Source organism: Streptomyces sp. RPA4-2 (assembly GCF_012273515.2).
GTDB lineage: Bacteria > Actinomycetota > Actinomycetes > Streptomycetales > Streptomycetaceae > Streptomyces > Streptomyces kaempferi.
In genome coordinates this window covers 1222788-1238928 of the sequence record NZ_CP050975.2, presented here as the reverse complement: position 1 = coordinate 1238928, position 16141 = coordinate 1222788, and the positions used below count along the sequence as shown (strand labels likewise).

13 protein-coding genes are annotated in these 16141 nt (G+C 72.7%); 1 reads left to right on the top strand and 12 read right to left on the bottom strand.

The window, feature by feature from the left end:
* Positions 1–26: 26 nt before the first annotated feature.
* The 11 genes from HEP85_RS05030 to HEP85_RS04980 all read right to left on the bottom strand — a co-directional run bounded on the left by HEP85_RS05030 (position 27) and on the right by HEP85_RS04980 (position 12261).
* On the bottom strand, positions 27–1598 hold the full coding sequence (locus HEP85_RS05030; protein ID WP_369657602.1) for a class I tRNA ligase family protein: 1572 nt from the start codon (positions 1596–1598) through the stop codon (positions 27–29).
* A 9-nt stretch (positions 1599–1607) separates the two neighbouring features.
* Positions 1608–2936, bottom strand: coding sequence for an HAD-IA family hydrolase (locus HEP85_RS05025; RefSeq protein WP_168526551.1), 1329 nt, complete (start codon positions 2934–2936; stop codon positions 1608–1610).
* A complete protein-coding gene (locus tag HEP85_RS05020) occupies positions 2933–4186 on the bottom strand; it encodes a hypothetical protein (RefSeq protein ID WP_168526549.1) in 1254 nt (417 codons plus the stop codon). The genes HEP85_RS05025 and HEP85_RS05020 overlap by 4 nt, the downstream gene beginning before the upstream one ends.
* Positions 4183–5511 carry an aspartate aminotransferase family protein gene (locus HEP85_RS05015; protein WP_248001840.1) on the bottom strand — a complete coding sequence of 443 codons (1329 nt, stop codon included), beginning with the start codon at positions 5509–5511 and terminating at the stop codon, positions 4183–4185. Before HEP85_RS05015 ends, HEP85_RS05020 begins: the two co-directional genes overlap by 4 nt.
* A 212-nt stretch (positions 5512–5723) precedes the next feature.
* Positions 5724–6536 (bottom strand): hypothetical protein, encoded by an 813-nt coding sequence (locus HEP85_RS05010; RefSeq protein WP_168526547.1) that lies wholly within the window; start codon positions 6534–6536, stop codon positions 5724–5726.
* A gap of 32 nt (positions 6537–6568) precedes the next feature.
* A complete protein-coding gene (locus tag HEP85_RS05005) occupies positions 6569–7384 on the bottom strand; it encodes an ABC transporter permease (RefSeq protein WP_168526545.1) in 816 nt (271 codons plus the stop codon).
* A 6-nt stretch (positions 7385–7390) separates the two neighbouring features.
* A complete protein-coding gene (locus HEP85_RS05000; RefSeq protein WP_168526543.1) occupies positions 7391–8164 on the bottom strand; it encodes an ABC transporter permease in 774 nt (257 codons plus the stop codon).
* On the bottom strand, positions 8161–9132 hold the full coding sequence (locus tag HEP85_RS04995; RefSeq protein WP_168526541.1) for an ABC transporter ATP-binding protein: 972 nt from the start codon (positions 9130–9132) through the stop codon (positions 8161–8163). The genes HEP85_RS05000 and HEP85_RS04995 overlap by 4 nt, the downstream gene beginning before the upstream one ends.
* The gene (locus tag HEP85_RS04990) at positions 9129–10202 is read right to left on the bottom strand and encodes a hypothetical protein (RefSeq protein ID WP_168526539.1); all 1074 of its coding nucleotides are present in this window, start codon (positions 10200–10202) and stop codon (positions 9129–9131) included. Before HEP85_RS04990 ends, HEP85_RS04995 begins: the two co-directional genes overlap by 4 nt.
* The gene (locus HEP85_RS04985) at positions 10199–11020 is read right to left on the bottom strand and encodes a hypothetical protein (RefSeq protein ID WP_369657601.1); all 822 of its coding nucleotides are present in this window, start codon (positions 11018–11020) and stop codon (positions 10199–10201) included. The genes HEP85_RS04990 and HEP85_RS04985 overlap by 4 nt, the downstream gene beginning before the upstream one ends.
* Positions 11020–12261 (bottom strand): pitrilysin family protein, encoded by a 1242-nt coding sequence (locus tag HEP85_RS04980; protein WP_168526533.1) that lies wholly within the window; start codon positions 12259–12261, stop codon positions 11020–11022. Before HEP85_RS04980 ends, HEP85_RS04985 begins: the two co-directional genes overlap by 1 nt.
* A gap of 403 nt (positions 12262–12664) precedes the next feature.
* Here HEP85_RS04980 and HEP85_RS04975 point away from each other — a divergent pair, with 403 nt between their 5' ends.
* Positions 12665–12856, top strand: coding sequence for a hypothetical protein (locus HEP85_RS04975; protein ID WP_168526531.1), 192 nt, complete (start codon positions 12665–12667; stop codon positions 12854–12856).
* Positions 12857–12983: 127 nt separating this feature from the next.
* Here the strand turns inward: HEP85_RS04975 and HEP85_RS04970 are convergent, their stop codons facing one another.
* Entirely contained in the window at positions 12984–16112 is a 3129-nt protein-coding gene (locus HEP85_RS04970; RefSeq protein WP_168526529.1) for a BTAD domain-containing putative transcriptional regulator, read from the bottom strand.
* Positions 16113–16141: the final 29 nt, after the last annotated feature.

Here is a 16141-nt window from a genome sequence, read left to right as displayed (position 1 = left end):
TCCCCGGGTCACACCCGCTGCTTCCCTCACTCCGGTTCCTGGAGGTGCACGTACTGCCGCAGGCTCGCCGGGGTGAGCGGGCCGGGGAGCGGGCCCGCTGCGGCGGCCGGGGACCGCGGTGGCAGCGGTTCGAGGTGTGCCGCTCGGCGCAGGCCGGGCTCGCCGGGAAGGCCCAGTCGGGCCCAGACGTGGCCGGCCAGTTCCGGAAGCAGCGGCCGGCCGAGCAGGGCCACGCCCACCAGCCACCCCGCGTCCGGTTCGAGGGGACTGCCGATCCATTCGTCGAAAGCCGTCACGGCGCGCGTCAGGTCCGGGGCGTAGGGGGTGAGCAGCGCGTACTGGTCGGCCGCGGCCTTGAGCGCCGGATCGGGCCGCCACACGGGGCGCGGCCGTTCGCGCAGCCGGTCGAGGGCGGGGCGCAGCACCGTGGCCCGCCACGTGCGCAGGGCATCGATGTGGTGGGTGAGCGTCCGGAGGTCGATGTCCGCCGGGCCGTGGTCGAGGGGCGCGTGCAGCAGGGCGTAGCGCAGCTCGTCGGCGGAGACGGACGTGCCCTCCAGCAACTCGGAGAGCCAGATGCCGTGACGCTTGCTGGTGGAGCACTTGTGGCCCTCGAAATGCAGCATGCCATTGACGACGGTGGCGTCGAACGGCGCCAGGGTTCCCTGTGATCCCTGGGCGATCACGTCAGGGACCAGCAGTCCGGGGGTGGAGTTGTCGCTGCCGAACAGGCCGACGGTGGTGACACCGCTGCCGGGTGTGAAGGGATTGACCGCGGCCCCGGTCAGCGCCCGGTGCACCTCGCCGCAGTAGACGCTGTACAGGAAGTAGCCGTTGCTGATCACCTTGCCGGCCGGCAGGGTCGTGCCGCGGATGCCCCAGTCGCCCTGGCCGGTCAGCCGGACGCGGCCGCCGTGCTGGTCCAGGGCGCGCAGCAGCGGCGCGAGGAACACCGGCCGCAGACCCGCGGCGCGGTGCCGGTCGGCGATGGCCCGCGGATCGTCGGCCGTCGCGAACCAGTTCCGCTCGGTACGCCACTCGACCGGGCTGTCACCGACCCGGGAACGGGCGCGGACCAACTGCTCGGGTACGAAGTACTCCCCGCAGTAGGTGCAGGTGCTGCCGCCGCACGGGCGCCCGCAGTGGGGGCACTCGCCCGCGATCCACGGGCCGACCAGTGCTCGGCCGGTGTCCTGCGCGTACGGGATGCGCTCGTCCTCCGTACGGGCGGCTCCGGTCGCCCGCAGCCGGGTCAGGACGTCCTCGTGGAGCTGCCGGTAGGCGTCCCGGTGGGTCTGCCCCGCAGGGTCGATCCAGGCGTCCAGCCCGATGGAGAGGCGGGAGAGATCGCGGGCGATCCCTGTGTGGTGGTCGCGGTACGTCTCCTCGGGAGAACGGCCTTCGCGGTGGGCGGCGGCCACCACCCAGTCCTCGTACACGTCGCTGCCGGTGACGACCGCGACCTCGTGGCCCTGGGCGCGCAGCGCGCGGGCGATGACGTCGGCCCGGAGGTAGGTGCCGCCGCCATGGCCGATGTGCAGTCGGCCGTTGGGAGTCGGCTGCATGGGAACGAGCAGGACCTTGTGGTGGATGTGCATGGCAGCGGGTCACCCCTTGGCGAGGTCGGTGATGAGAAGGTCGGTCAGTTCGGGCAGGGAGGCGATCCGGGGCCCGGTCCAGGAGCGTGGCTCGCCGCACTCGACCAGGACGGCGGTCATGCCGGCCGCGACGGCCCCGTCCAGTTCGCCGTCGGTGCCGTCGCCGACGAAGAGACAGGCCTCCGGCGGCACACCGAGCCGGACGGCGGCCGTGCGGAACAACTCCGGGTCGGGTTTCATCACGCCGGTCTCCGCGGACAGCAGCAGTTCGTCGAAGCGTCCGGCGAACGCGGACCCCCGCACCATCTCCCGTACGTCGGAAGCGCAGTTGGAGACCAGCGCGGTCCGCAGCCCGAGCCGTCCGGCCGCTGCCACCGCCTCGACCGCGCCCGGCAGGGGAGTGGCGAAGGCCTCACCGTGCAGCCGTCGCCGGGTCGCCGCCGCCTCCTCCGCCTGGGCCGGGGACCAGGCGCCCGCCACCTCGTCGCGGAGCCAGTCCAGATACGCCGCGAACGGGCCGGTCTCACGCTTTTCCCTGGTGCGCTTCCACACGTCGGCCAGGTCCCCCGGGTGCTGCCCGAGCGCCGCGGCGGTGGCCTCGAAGGTGCGCCGCTTCAACTCCTCGGGCAGAGGGACCAGCGTCTTCCACAGGTCGAACAGCACGGCTCGGGACCGGCCCGGCCAGACCCGGACGACGGGCTCCTCCCAGCGGGAGTTGTCGATCACGACATGCGCCAGCTCCCGCGGCGGGTGCTCCTCCAGATAGGCCCGCTGGGCGGGCAGGTACTTGTCGGCGTACTTGCGCATGACCTCCGCACCCTGGGTGGGCAGGTCGCGCTGCCGGGCTCTCTCCAGCACCGTGTCCTCGCCGACGTCCAGGTGGACGAAGAGGTCGACATACGGGCGGACCTCCGCGCGGTAGAGGAAGACGCCCTCCAGGATCACCACGGTGCCGGGACCGATGTCGTGACGGACCGTTCGCCACTCGTCGGAGGGGAGGTCGAGGGCGGCGACGGAGCGGTGGAGCACGCCGTCCGTCCGTAAGGGAGCGAGCACTTCGGCGACGAGGCGGGCGAAGTCGATGCTGAGCTCGTAGTACTGACGAGGCGCCGGCAGCGTGGAGTCGTACCGTTCCGCGCGGGGGCGGTGGAAGTCGTCCACGTGCACCACGGCGACGGGCACGCCCCGTGCGTGCAGCACGGTACGCAGCCGTTCGGCCATCCGGGACTTGCCCGCGGTGTCGACTCCGGTGACTCCGACCACGTACGGTCGCCCGTCGGTGGTCCGTCGCCGGACCAGCAAGGCGGCCAGCGCGTCGAGGACGGGTTCGTCGCTCATGCGCCCGCCTCCACGAACTGTGCGGCCAGACGTTCGGCCAGCCGCTGGTAGAGGTCGCTCGCGTAGGCGGTGTTGTCGCGCCGGTCGAGCGGGGTGGGCTCCACCCGGAGCACGGACAGCAGGGGATGCGCGACCCCGTTGACCAGGAGCGCCCCGTCGTCGTCCGCGAGGAGCCGGTCGGGTGAGTCGCCGGGCCGCACCAGCACACCGTCGACGTACAGGTCCGGAGCCTGCCCGTGATAGCCGAGGGCCTGGACGACCAGTGCGGCCTCCTCGAACCGGTCGGCCGCGACGGCGAGGACGGGGGCGTCCACGAGCGTCGCGCCGGGCAGCTCGCCCGCCCACAGAGCGCAGTACAGGGCCCGTGACCGATGGCGCAGACCCGAGTCGCGGTAGACGATGCCGGTCGTCGGGCAGACGTCGGAGGCGGGATCGAACGGCCTCTCCCGGCCCGGTACTTGACCGCACCGGGCGAGGTCCGCGCTGTCGTACATGAGCCGGGCCGGCCCGCGGCGGACGACCTGGACGGAGGGCAGCGGTGCCCCGGGGTGTTCGGCGCGCAGTTCGGCGCGCAGGTCGAGCAGGATCTGCAGGGCGGACATCGCGCTGTGCGAACTGCCCGCCACGACGACCGGACGCCCGCCCGCCGCGAGCAGCCGGTCCTTGGTCTCGGACCGGTGGGCCGTGGAGATCACGGTGCCGGACAGCAGCACCTTCGGCCGCCAGCAGGCGAGTTCCGGGTGCGCGCGCTCGGTCCGGCCGGTGGCGAGTACCGCGTGCCGGCCGGACTCCGTGCTGCCGTCGGCGAGCCGGACGTCCACCCGGTGCCGGTCGCGGTCGGCGTGCACCGCGACGACCGTGCTGCCCAGCCGCACTCCGTCCGCGCCGAGGGCGTCCTGGAGCGTACGTCCGAGCGTGGTCAAAGCGGTGGCCAGCCGGTCCATGGCGACCGGCTGCTCGGCGCGGGCGACGTCCGTCAGCGCGGAGGATCGGCCCCGGGGCACGAAGGGGCCGCTCAGGTCGAGGTGTTTGAAGAAGCGGGAGCCGATCGAGGTGGTGGTGATGCCGTAGCGGGCGAAGCCTCCGGGGCCCATCGTGGTGCCGCGCTCGTACACGCGGACGCGCCGCAGCAGGAGGGCATGGGCCGAGGCGAGGAAGGTGGTGGTGCGGAAGCCGCCGCCGATGAAGGCGATGTCGCTGTCCAGGGTAGGCCGCGTCGCCGCGGCGAGCGTCGGCTGACGGCCCGTCATATTCCCTCCGCCAGCAGCAGTTCGGTGAACCGGTCGCAGATGACGTCGGCCTCTTCGAGGGTCAGGACGAGCGGCGGACGGATCTTGAGGACGTTGCCGTGTCCGTAGCGAGAGGTCCGGATGACCAGCCCGTGGTCCAGGGCGCGTTCGGCCAGCCGGTTGGTCAGCGCGGCACTCGGACGGCGTGCCTCGTCGACGATCTCGACACCGATCATCAGACCCACTCCGCGCACGTCCGCGATGTGCGGATGGGTGCTGCGCAGGGCCTCCAGCCGGCCCAGGATGTGCGCGCCCGTCGCACGGACGTTGGCCAGGAAGTCCGGGTCGTCGATGACGTCCAGGGTCGCCAGCGCCGCGGCGGCGGCCAGCAGGTTGGCGCCGTAGGTGAAGGAGTGGTCGTTGGTCGGCAGACCGGCCAGCTCGTCGCTGGTCAGGATGGCCGCGACCTGGGCGCCGGAGCCGCCGAGCCCCTTGGCGACGGTGATGGCGTCCGGGTCGACACTGAAGTGCTCGGCGGCGAACATGCGCCCGGTGCGGCCGATGCCCGTCTGCACCTCGTCGAAGATCAGCTTCATGCCGTGGGTGTCGCACAGCTCGCGCAGCGCGGCGAAGTACCCGTCCGGCGGCACGATGTTGCCGCCGTTGCCCGAGATGGGTTCCACGAGCACCGCCGCCACGCTGCCGCTGCTGGCGAACTCCAGGAAGTCGTTGATGCGGTCGACGCACATCAGCCCGCACGAGCGCGGGTCCTGGCCGTAGAAGCAGCGCATGCAGTACGGGTCCGGCACCTGGAGGCCACCGTGGTAGAGCTGCGCCAGCGGCTGCTTGCGGAAGGCGTTGCCCGACAGGCTGGCCATCATCACCGTCTGTCCGACATGACTGCGGAACAGGGTGATGACGTCCCTGCGGCCGGTGATCCGCTGCGCCATCTTCACGGCGCCCTCGTTCGCGGCGGAGCCGCCGTCCACCTTCAGATGGGCCTTGCTGATGGTCTTGGGGGCCAGTTGCACCAGGCGGTGGGCGAGGGCGTTGATGGGGGCGGTCTGGAAACCCGACGTCACGTGGATGAGCTGGTCGGCCTGGTCCTTGATGGCCTGGATCACGGCGGGATGGCGGTAGCCGAGACTGAGATTGAACGTCGCGGACGCGCAGTCGATGTAGCCGCGGCCGTCGGAGTCGTACAGGTGGATGCCCTCCCCGGCCACCATCCGGGTGTCGGAGACCGGATAGTAGACGGCACTGGCGTTGTCGGCCTGTTGCTCGGGCACGAGGTCCGGGGCTACGAGATGAGGGGGCAGCGGCATACGGGGGCTCTCCAAGCTCATTTGACGCTCTTCGGCGCGGAAGCGGGCGGCGGTGGGGCGCGGGGCCGCAGGGGCGGCGGCGTGTGGGAACGTGGCGGCAGGGCCGTACGGCAGCCGGGGAGGCCGGCCCGGTTCGTGTCCGACCCTGCGCGGCGAGGCGCCGCACCGGACACCGGCCGCCCGACGGGAGCGGCCGGACACGGTCTAGACGGCGGTCCGGGGCCGGACACGGTCTAGACGGCGGTCCGGGGCCGGACCTCGGTGTACAGGCCCCGTGCCGCCAGGAGCCCGGCGAGGTCCCCGGCCTGTGTCTCGGTACCGGTCAGCAGACAGGACCAGCCCTCCACCTCGGCCTCCACGTAGGCCGAGATCACCTCGCGCGGGGTCGACCCGGGCAAGGCCTCCGCGATCAGCGACATGCCGTGATCGACGGAGTGCGGATCGCCGGGCAGCAGGCACGCGTCGAACGCCCCGCCCGCCTGCCGCGGGCGCCAGGCCGCGCGCCAGCCGTCGTCCCGCGCGGTTCTCCAGAAGGCCCGTGCCTCGCCGAGCAGAACCGCCCGGGGCAGGGCGGCCAGCCGGCCGGTGATCCCCTCGGTGGTGCCCTCGTCCCGGTGCCGGGTGAAAGGCCGCCCCGTGGGCAGGCTGACCAGATACTTCTCCACGTTGGGGGCGATCTCGTGGGGCTCGGTCGGCGTGTGCACGCAGTTGGCGAACGCCGACGTGCCGAACCGTGCGCGCACCTTGCTCCGCACCTCCACGCACCGCCGGACCACATCGGGTCCGCGCACCACGACGACCTCGCACGGTCCGCTGGTGAGGTACAGCCTCAGCAGTTCGGCGGTGATCGGGTACTTGGGCCCGGCGAACTTGGGCCAGGTGTCCATGACGTCCTCGTCCTCCAGGCAGACCTCGTAGCGCAGCTCGACGCTCAACCGTGAGGCCTCCAGGAGCACGTCGACGTACTCACGTACCTGAGGGGAGCGGTAGCCGTCCGGCTTGACGACCAGGACGCTCAGTTCCCCTGGTGCCACCTGGTGGGACATGGGGTGCCCTTTCTCTTCGAACGGCTTGCCGCTCATACGGCGAACTCGTATCCGTCGTGCCGCCGGGCCCGCTCCGCCGACAGACGGAAGGCGGTCAGCGCGGCCGCCAGCCACAGCAGGCCCGCCACCGCGGCGAACGCCGCCGGGCGCGCGACGGCGGCCGGTCCGGCGCCGTCGGCGAGGGCGCGCACCGCGGCCACACCGTGGGTGGCCGGGAGCGTCTGGGCCAGCAGGCGCACACCGAACGGCCAGAAGCCGGTGGGCACCTGCACGCCGCCGATCGCCATGGTGATCAGGAACGCGGCGTTGTACACGATGTTGCGGACGGCCGGCGCCGCGAGCACGAACGCGCCGAGGAACAGGCCGAAGCAGTACGTGCCGAACGCGGTCAGCACCACCAGCGCCACCAGCAGCGGCACTTGGGCCGCGGCGAAGCGCACTCCGAACATCGGGTCCAGCAGCAACAGCGCGACCAGTGAGGTGCCGCAGCCACTGACCGGCCACTGCAGGCTGCGGCCGAGGAAGACCCAGCCCATCTCGCTGGGGGCGGCGGCCAGCAGCGCCAGGGTGCCCTGGGCGCGTTCCCAACTGGTCGACACCACCACGGTCATGGCCTCGATGACACACGTCGCCACCGAGTTGCCGAGGACGAGATAGCGGGTCTGCGCGGGGGAGTCCAGGAAGGAGCCGATCAGCGCGAAGAACGTGACCTGGCACAGCATCCGGCCCAGCCAGCCGAACGTCCAGCTGTACCAGGTGTAGGTCGCGCGGAAGTCGGCCAGGGCGTTGGCGGCGGCCGCGCGGACCACCCGGCCGACTCCGATGACGCGGGAAACGGTGATGTCCATACGGCCTCACATCCGGGCCAGGGTGCCGGTGACCCGGACCCTGCGCAGAATTCGGTCGATCAGCAGCGTCCCGGCGGCGTAGCCCGCCAGCCCCAGCAGCACCACGGCCAGCAGACCGCCGGTCGCGTCGTGGGCCGGACCCGGACTGACGGCGGCCCGCAGCACATCCGCGCTCCAGGACAGGAACACCGCCTTGCTCGCCGGCTGCAGCCAGTGCGGCAGATGGTCGACGGGCACGAGGACGCCACCGAGCAGGAAGAAGGGGAAGCTGAGCGTGTTCTGCAGGATGCGGGCCGAGGGCGCCAGCACGAACAGGGCCGACACACAGCTCGCGGTGCCAGCCATCGCGGCCGCGGTGAGCAGCACCCCGACGAGGAACAGCGCGGGGTGGGCGATCGTCACCAGCACGCCGAAGCCGGCCCAGGCGACGAGCCAGGCCTCCGCGAGACTCAGCGTGCTCAGGACGGTCACGGCGGCGATCCGGGCCGTGATCACCGACGAGTAGCGCGCCGGTGTGGCCACCACGGCCTCCAGCGTGCCCCGTTCACGCTCGTGGCCGATCAGCTCGCCGCCCGCCATCAGCGCCATCGACCACAGCGACATCAGCACCGGTGCCAGCACGGCGAAGCCCGCCAGGTCCCGGCGGTCGGCGTGCTCGGTGATGGCCAGGAAGACGCATGTGTACAGCGGCGCGGTCACGAAGACGTGGAGGGTGTCCGGGGTCCGCAGGGTCATCAGGATCTGGAGGCGGAAGACCTGCCAGAACAGGGTCGGGCTCATCTGGTCACCCGCATTCCGCGGTCCTGCACCAGATGCCGGTAGACCTCGGCCAGTCCGGGTCGGACGGTGGCCAGCGAGGTGACTCCCGACGCGACCAGTCTGCGCAGTACCTCGCCGGTGGTGTCGGCGGCGGAGATCTCGACGCTGACCCGTCCGTCGGGCGTCCGGTCGAGCGAGAAGACGCCGGGCAGGCCGCGCAGGTCCTCGGCGACGGCGGCGGACACGGCGGCGGCCTTCACGCGTTCGTAGGCCGACATCCGGCGGGCCAGTACCTCGGGCCGGTCGGTCGCCAGGACCCGGCCCTGGTCGATGAGCGTGACCCGGTCGCACACCGCCTCGGCTTCCGCCATGTCGTGCGTGGTGATGAGGACCGTACGGCCCTCCGCGCGCAACTCCCGCACCAGCGTGCGGAAGTCGTAGGCGGCCAGCGGGTCCATACCGGTGGTGGGTTCGTCGAGGATGAGGACCTGGGGGTCGCTGACCAGGCCGCGGGCGAGGTGCAGGCGCTGTTTCATGCCCCGGGAGAAGCCGTCCACCCGGTCGTCCGCCCGCTCGCTCAGGCCGACCCGGTCGAGCAACGCGTCCGTACGCCGCCGGAGTTCGCGGCCGTGCAGACCGTAGAGGGCACCCCACAGACCGAGGTTCTGGCGGGGAGTGATCCGGCCGTACAGGCCCCGGTCGCCGCCGAAGACGATGCCGATCAGGGGTTTGACCGCCCGTGGCGAGGCGGCGATGTCGTGGCCGCACACCCGGGCCGTCCCCGAACTGGGCAGCAGCACGGTCGTGAGGATCTTGCACAGGGTCGTCTTGCCTGCGCCGTTCGGTCCGAGCAGGCCGTGCACCTCGCCGGTGCGGACGGTCAGGTCGATGCCGCGCAGCGCGGTGACGACGGCGTCGGGCCGACGACGGGAGCCGAACTCCCGGGTGAGCGCGCGGACTTCGACCGCGTGGTCGTCCGACGTCGTCATGCTCCGGCCTCCTGGTCCGTGGCGGCGGCAAGGGCCGTGGCGTACAGGTCGGGGTCGACCAGTTCGCCGGCCACCAGCAGGAAGTCACCGACCGGAGTGCGGGCCAGCGTCAGGTGGTCCCGGTGGTCGAGCACGCATTTCTCCCCAGGCCGTGCAACGCGGGTCAACGGCATGCCCCAGACCGGCTGACCCGCCTCCAGCCGAGCGTCCACCGAGCGGCCCGGCTCGTGCGGCGGCCGGGGTACGGCGGCACGGCGGGCGGTCTCCGTGGCCGCCGGGACGGTCAGGGCCTGTCGCAGCGGCTCGGCCCCCGGGTGGTCGACGGCCGTGCTCAACAGGTCCAGCAGCTCGACGAGTTCGGGTGCCAGCCGATAGGTGTCGGCGGCTTCGGCCACCACCGTCGGCCGCAGCGCCCCGCTGTCGAGCAGCATCAGCAGATCGACGGCGTCCTTGGCGTGGAACGCGCGCTGGAACCGCTCCTCGGCCACCGACAGCAGATCCGCCAGGACTTGTCGGGCAGGCAGCTCCGGCCGTACGGGTACGGCGGCGAAGTCCCCGGAGAACGCCGCCGTGCAAAGCTCCACCCGAATCTCCTCCTCCATCAGAGGGTCGGGGGAGGGCCAGAGGACGGCGAGCATGACGTGCGGGCGCCCGGCGGCGACGAACAGCGACAGTTCCGCGGGAACGCCGCCCAGCGAGCACAGCGTGACGGCGGCGCGCCACAGCTGTTCCTCGTCGGGTGCGACGAGGTCGAGGTCGCCCACCGGGCGCCGGACGCCGGTCGGATAGTGGCCGGCGAGGGAGGGGCCTTTGACGGTCCGTATTCCCGGGCAGTGCGCGAGCGCTGCCCGCAGCTCGGCATACCGGGCCGCGCGGGAGCGGGCCCGTTCCAGCAAGTCCCTGCTGCCGGTGCCGGCCTCGGTGCCTTCACCGACGGCCAGCGAGACGACCAGCTGGGCGAGCGTGCCGGAGGTCTGCTGGGCGCGGCGTACCAGACGGTACGCCTCCTCGTGCCCGGGGACGTCGAGCAGCCGGTGCAGCAGATTCAGGTCGAGTGGCGCGACGGTCATGGTCGCCGGTCCCCCTTCACGGTCGCGGCCAGTTCCCCGGCACGGGTCGTCCAGTAGCGGTGGTGCACTGCCCAGCCCCGTGCGCACAGGGCTGTCGTGACCCGGTCGCCGTCGCCGTCGAGGCCGTGGACGACATGACCGGTCAACGGGAGCCGCGCTGTCCGGGCGAGGTCCGCGACGGCGGCGACCAGGGCTCCGCGGGCCGCCGGACCGTCGGCGCCGGGTTCGACGAGGACGTCCACCAGCTCCACATGGGTCTCGGCGGTGATCTCGTCCCAGGCCTGGCCGACGACGGTCGCGTGGCCCACCGGGACGTCGTGCTCCCACACCAGCAGCGACTGCCGGGACGGGGTGTCGAGCAGAGCGTCGGCCTCGGCCCTCGCGGCGTCGAGGCCGGCCGGCCGGTCCTGTTCACGCGCGGCGTGCAGGATGGCGCGGACGAGCCAGTCGGTCAGCAGCGGCCGGTGTTCCTCCTGCGCCGGGGTGACCCGGGGTCCGTCGGGAGCGGCCGGCACCGTCGCGTCCTCGGCCAGCCGTACGTAGGTGAGGTCGCGGTGCCACGGCTCCGGCAGGAGGACGGCGGCACCGGCGCGCACGACGAGGGCGGACACCTCGGGATGGTCGGCGAGCAGCGTCCGCCACAGGGTCCGCGAGGCCTCGTCGTCCGACAGCAGCTCCGGGTCGGCGTACTCCACCAGCAGGCGCCGCTCGTCGGACAAGGGGTCGGTGGAGACGCCCGCCACACAGGGCAGGCCGGACACCGTGCGCACCAGCTCCGCGTCCCGCGCGGACTTCAGATAGCTCTCGGCGGCGTACATCAGGAGGCCACCGAGCGGACGGTCAGGAGCAGTTCCCGGCGGACGTGCGCGGCGGCCCGCCGCACGTCGTCGACGCCCACCCGGCGCAACTCGGCGATCTCGTCCTCGAGGGACCAGACCCGTCCGGTGGAGCAGGTGCGTTCGGCGATGAGTTTGGCGTACTCCAGCGGTGTCTCGGACTCCAGGACCAGGCTCATCTCCGCCTGCCGCAGGGCCGCGTCGAAGTCGTCGGGAGCGGGCCCCTGTCCGGCCACGCCGGTCAGCAGTTCGTCCACGAGGGTACGGACTCGGCCGGCCGCGGACGCCTCGGTGCCGATGAGCAGTCGCCAGGCGCCCGATTCGCGGTAGCCGCGGTCCCAGGCGTGGAACGAGTAGGACAGGCCGTGCTCGCTGCGCAGCGTGCGGTAGAGCAGGGAGGAGGGGCTGGAGCCCAGGAGGTGGGCGAGGACGCCGTACGCGCTCCGTCCGGCGACGTCCGCCCTCGGGGAACGCGCGCCGAAGCAGAGCCAGGTGAAGTTCGCTTCCCCGGGGTCCGGCAGCGGATCTTCCGCACCCTTGGCTGCCGGCGGTACCCGGGGCAGCGGGTCCGTCGGCTGCCCGGCCTCGTGGACGGCGGCCTCGGCCAGCACCCGGGGGACCCTCGGGCCCACGACGACCAGCGCACCGGGGGCCCGGACGAACCGGTCGCGATGGACGGCCGTCAGCTCCTGCGCGGTCACGGCGGCCAGCTGACCGGGTTCCCCGCCGACCGGCCGGCCCAACGGGTGTCCGGGGAACAGCCCGGCGAGGACCGCGTCCTGGACGACGTCCGAGGGGTCGGCCGCCGCGGCGGCCAGCTCCTGGAGGACGACGGCACGCTCCCGGTCCAGCGTGTGGCTGTCGAGCACCGGTTCGAACACGGCGCGCAGCAGTGCGGCGGCCACGTCCTCGGCGTCGTCGGCGTGCATCTGTGCGTAGTACAGCATCACTTCAAGGCCGGTCAGGGCATTGGCCTGACCGCCGCGTCGTTCCACGTACTCGCTGAATGACACGGCCGGCCCTTCGCCGCCGAGAGGGCAGGACATCACCAGGTGCTCCAGCAGGTGGGCGATGCCGCCGCGGCCCTCCGGATCGTCGCGCGAACCGTGGGCGAGCGCGAAGCAGATGCTGGTGGTCTTCAGCCGCTCGTCGACGACGGCGAGCAGGGGGACGGAGGTGCCCGCCGGCCCCGGAAGGCGGGCGGTGAGGTCGTAGTCGGTCAAGGGTCACTCTCGCAGGGCCGTACGCGGCGGGGAACGTCGCGATGTGCGGATGAACCGGGGACAGCGGGGCGGCCGGCGGCTGCCGGGGAGACGAACTCCCCGGCAGCCGCGGACCATGCGGTGACTCAGGCCTTGGCGGCCTTGACCTTCACCTTGTCCAGGCGGGGACGCAGGCCGGTGGCGTGGTTGCGAGTCATGTCGTTCTCCTTCGATCTCTTGGCTGTGGTGCGAGGCCGGACGGCCCGACCGCTGAGAACGCTAGGCAGCACGTGTCAACGGAGCGTCTACGGCGGTTCGGTGGCGGGCTCCGATCGTTCGTTGACCGGTTGTTGACGTGGGCGTGCCAGCATCACCGCACGCAGGTACGAAGCGGCCCAACCGCACGAAACGAGAGATACGCGTGATGATCCGTGGCAAGACCCCTCAGCCGATCCGGTGGCGTTCCGCCGTCACCCTCGGCCTCGTCGCCGTTCTGACCGGAATGATCGGCGTCGCCGAACGAGCCGGAGCGCACGACGGGGCACCATCCGGCCGTCACGTCGTCGCCTGGAACAACACCGGTTCGAGCTGCGAGATCTGCAAGCCCACCAGCTAGGGCCGCGGCAGGCGGCGTTCACCCGGCGGGGCGAACGCCGCCTGGTGCGGTACCAGGTGTGTAGAGGACCGCGATGGGGCCGGGCCGGCCGGCCGCACCGGGTGAGGCGACGGCCGGCCGCGGCCCCTCAGGGGCGGTCGGCGTGAGGGGCCGACGCGGTGGCGGCCCCCGCGAGGGCGTCGGCGGCCTGCCGGGCCTCGGGCAGCCCGAGACGGGAGAACGTCTCGTACGCCTCCTCGAGTTGTGCCCGCGCCCGGTCCGGTTCTCCGCGCTCCGCCAGGACGCGGCCGAGGACCAGCCGGGCCGTGGCCAGATCGCGGTCCCCGCCGCTCTCCTCCAGCAGCGTGAGCGCCTCCTCCGCGTACCGGACGGCGCCGTTCAGGTCGCCTGTGTGGCTCAGCGTCTCCGCGAGCCGGTATCCGGCCTGTGCCGCACGGTCCCGAATGCCCGCCGTCCGGCACAGGCGCAGGCACTCCCTGAGTCGCCCGGCCGCCTCCTCCCAACGCCGCTGACCGTGCAGGGCCAGCCCCAGCACGTAGAGCGCGTACGCGGTCATCCCGGCGTCGTCGCCCGAGGACCGCAGGTCGGAGAGCGCCTTCTCGCACGGCGCGACCGCGTCGGCGGCGCGGCCGCCCCGGATGAGGGTGAGCGCCGCGTTGAGCGTGGTGGCCACCTTGCCGGAACGGTGCCCGAGTTTCTCGGCCAGGACCAGGGCGGCGTCGAAATGGACGAGCGCGTCCTCGTACCGGCCGAGGAACTGTGCCGCCAGCCCGAGGTCGTTGAGCGCCTGCCTGAGGATCACCTGGTCCCCGGTGTCACGGCAGGCCGTCACCGCCTGCGTGGCGAGCCGCTCCGCGCGGGCCGGATCACCGGCACGCAGGGCGAGAGAGCCACTGAGCCACCGGGTCTTCCCCAGCGCCCGCCGGTCCGCGTGCGCCTCGGCGGCGGAGGCCAACGCGTCGGCGGCCGTCGTCAGCCTGGACAGTGCCACCTCCTGGCCGAAGGCGGAGAGGGTGATCAGCAGGTCCGTGGCCACCGGCAGCGCGGTGGGGTCGTCCACCGCCTGCCGCAGGGCCGCCAGAATGCCGTCGGCCTCCTCGGCGACCCAGGCGCGGGCCGCGGACGCGTCGGTGAAGTCCAGGCCCGGGGAACGAAGCGGCCCGAGGCAGTCGGTCACGGGGTCGCCCGGCACGACATGGCGAAATGCCTTGCAGGCGCTCGCCAGCAGGAAGTCGAGCAGCCGCCGGACCGCCGCGCCGGCCGGTTCCGCGTCCGGCGGTGCCGGGAGGTTGCGGGCGAACGCCCTGAGCAGGTCGTGGTACCGGTAGCGGCCCGGCGCGGGTGACTCCACCATGGAGGCGTCGACCAGGGACTCCATCACGTCTTCGGCGTCGTCCAGGTCGAGTTCGAGAACCGCCGCCACGGCGGGCAGCCCGAGGTCGGGCTCCGCGGCCGGCGCCAGCAGCCTGAAGGCGCGGGCCTGAAAGGCGGTCAGCTGCCGGTAGCCCAGCTCGAAGGCCGCGTCGATGGCGATGTCGCCGAACCGCAGACGGGTGATCCGGCCGCGTTCGTCGGCGAGCTTGTCGACCAGGGAGATGATCGTCCATCCCGGACGCGCGGCCAGTCGCGCCGCCACGATCCGTATGGCCAGGGGGAGTTGACCGCACGCGGCGACCAGCGCTCGCGCGGCGTCGGGCTCGGCGGCGAGGCGCGCGGTGCCGACCACTTCCCCCAGCAGGGCCAGCGCCTCTTCGGGGGTGAAGACGTCCAGACCGATGTGCACGGTGGCGTCCAGACCCGCCATGCGCGGCTGGCTGGTGGCGATCACCGCGCAGCCGGCGCTGCCGGGCATGAGAGGACGCAGCTGTACCGCGTCACGCGCGTCGTCCAGGACGACCAGGACCCGACGGCGGTCCAGCAAGGACCTGAACAGCGCTCCGCGGTCCTCCAGTTCCCCGGGCAGCTCATCGGCCGGCACGCCCAGCGCGGTGAGGAAACTCCCCAGGACACCGAACGGGTCGGCCGGCGCCACGCTGCTGCCGTCCAGATCGGCGTAGAGCTGGCCGTCCGGATAACGGTGCCGCGCGCGGTGGGCCACATGCAGGGCAAAGGTGGTCTTGCCGACGCCCCCCATGCCGGTCACGGCGACCGTGGTCAACGCGCGTGGATCCGAGGCGGTGAGCAGGTCGTGCAAGCGCTGCGCGATCACCTCGCGACCGATGAAGACCGGTGTGTCGGCGGGGAGTTGAGCCGGGGCGGGCAGAAAGGCCGGACGTGAGCGGTCCCCGGCCGCCCCGTCCGCCGAAGCCTCCGCTCGATCTGAGGCTCGGTCCGCTTCCGGGCCCCGGTCCGCCTCCGGGGTCCGCGCACCCCCCACGGTGCGACGGCTCGCGGCGTGAAGGCTCTCCTCGGCGCCCGGCGGACCGGTGAGTTCGGCGGCCTGATCGGTACGAGTCCGAGGCGCACGGGACGGTGACGGCTCATCGAGTACGGCGGTGCCGTGGAGGATGCGCGTGTATTCCTCGGCGAGTTCCCGCCCGGGGTCGACGCCGAGTTCCTCGGCGAGACGACAGCGCACGCGGTCGTGGACGGCGAGCGCTTCCGACTGCCGTCCCGTCGCGTACAGAGCGCGCATCAGCAGCGCGTGCGGCCGCTCGCGCAGGGGGTGGTCGGCGGTGAGTTCGGCCAGCCCCGGCAGAGCGGACTGGAAGCGGCCCAGCCGGATGGCCAGATCCAGGCGCTCGACCTGGAGGGAGACCTTGAGTTCTTCCAGACCGTCGCGTCGGCGCGCCGCGAAGGGACCGGGGACGCCCGCCAGCGACTCGCCCTGCCACAGGGCGAGAGCCCGGCCGGCCGTCTCCTCGGCCTCCTTCGTACGGCCCTCGGCCTTGAGCCGGGCGGTCTGCTGCGCCAGCGACTCGGCGTGCCAGGCGTCCACCGCGCCGCCGGCCACGGCGAGGCGGTACCCGTCCGCGGCCGACAGCAGGATGTCCGGGGCCGAAGGGTCCGTCTCCAGCAGCCGGCGCAGCCGCCAGACGTAGGTGCGGACCGTCGTCGCCGCGGACTTGGGGAGAGTGTTCTCCCAGAGGGCGTCGACGAGATCGTCGAAGGACACCGCGTGCCCGGCGCGCAGCAGCAGGACCGAGAGTACGGCCGCCTGTTGCGGTGGGCCGACCGCGATCTCGGCCTCGCCGCGGAAAGCCCGCACCGTCCCCAGCACCCGAAAGGTCAGTTCCTCGGTTGCCCGTGCGCTCATACTCTGTCTCCTCGGCCTGGGGCGGACGG

What these genes read in the sequence shown, in the direction of transcription:
- HEP85_RS04990 (WP_168526539.1), bottom strand. Translation starts at nt 10,202, where the DNA reads ATGACCGTCGCGCCACTCGACCTGAATCTGCTGCACCGGCTGCTCGAC.
- HEP85_RS05015 (WP_248001840.1), bottom strand. Translation starts at nt 5,511, where the DNA reads ATGAGCTTGGAGAGCCCCCGTATGCCGCTGCCCCCTCATCTCGTAGCC.
- HEP85_RS04975 (WP_168526531.1), top strand. Translation starts at nt 12,665, where the DNA reads ATGATCCGTGGCAAGACCCCTCAGCCGATCCGGTGGCGTTCCGCCGTC.
- HEP85_RS05000 (WP_168526543.1), bottom strand. Translation starts at nt 8,164, where the DNA reads ATGAGCCCGACCCTGTTCTGGCAGGTCTTCCGCCTCCAGATCCTGATG.
- HEP85_RS05005 (WP_168526545.1), bottom strand. Translation starts at nt 7,384, where the DNA reads ATGGACATCACCGTTTCCCGCGTCATCGGAGTCGGCCGGGTGGTCCGC.
- HEP85_RS04985 (WP_369657601.1), bottom strand. Translation starts at nt 11,020, where the DNA reads ATGTACGCCGCCGAGAGCTATCTGAAGTCCGCGCGGGACGCGGAGCTG.
- HEP85_RS05010 (WP_168526547.1), bottom strand. Translation starts at nt 6,536, where the DNA reads ATGTCCCACCAGGTGGCACCAGGGGAACTGAGCGTCCTGGTCGTCAAG.
- HEP85_RS04995 (WP_168526541.1), bottom strand. Translation starts at nt 9,132, where the DNA reads ATGACGACGTCGGACGACCACGCGGTCGAAGTCCGCGCGCTCACCCGG.
- HEP85_RS04970 (WP_168526529.1), bottom strand. Translation starts at nt 16,112, where the DNA reads ATGAGCGCACGGGCAACCGAGGAACTGACCTTTCGGGTGCTGGGGACG.
- HEP85_RS05030 (WP_369657602.1), bottom strand. Translation starts at nt 1,598, where the DNA reads ATGCACATCCACCACAAGGTCCTGCTCGTTCCCATGCAGCCGACTCCC.
- HEP85_RS05025 (WP_168526551.1), bottom strand. Translation starts at nt 2,936, where the DNA reads ATGAGCGACGAACCCGTCCTCGACGCGCTGGCCGCCTTGCTGGTCCGG.
- HEP85_RS05020 (WP_168526549.1), bottom strand. Translation starts at nt 4,186, where the DNA reads ATGACGGGCCGTCAGCCGACGCTCGCCGCGGCGACGCGGCCTACCCTG.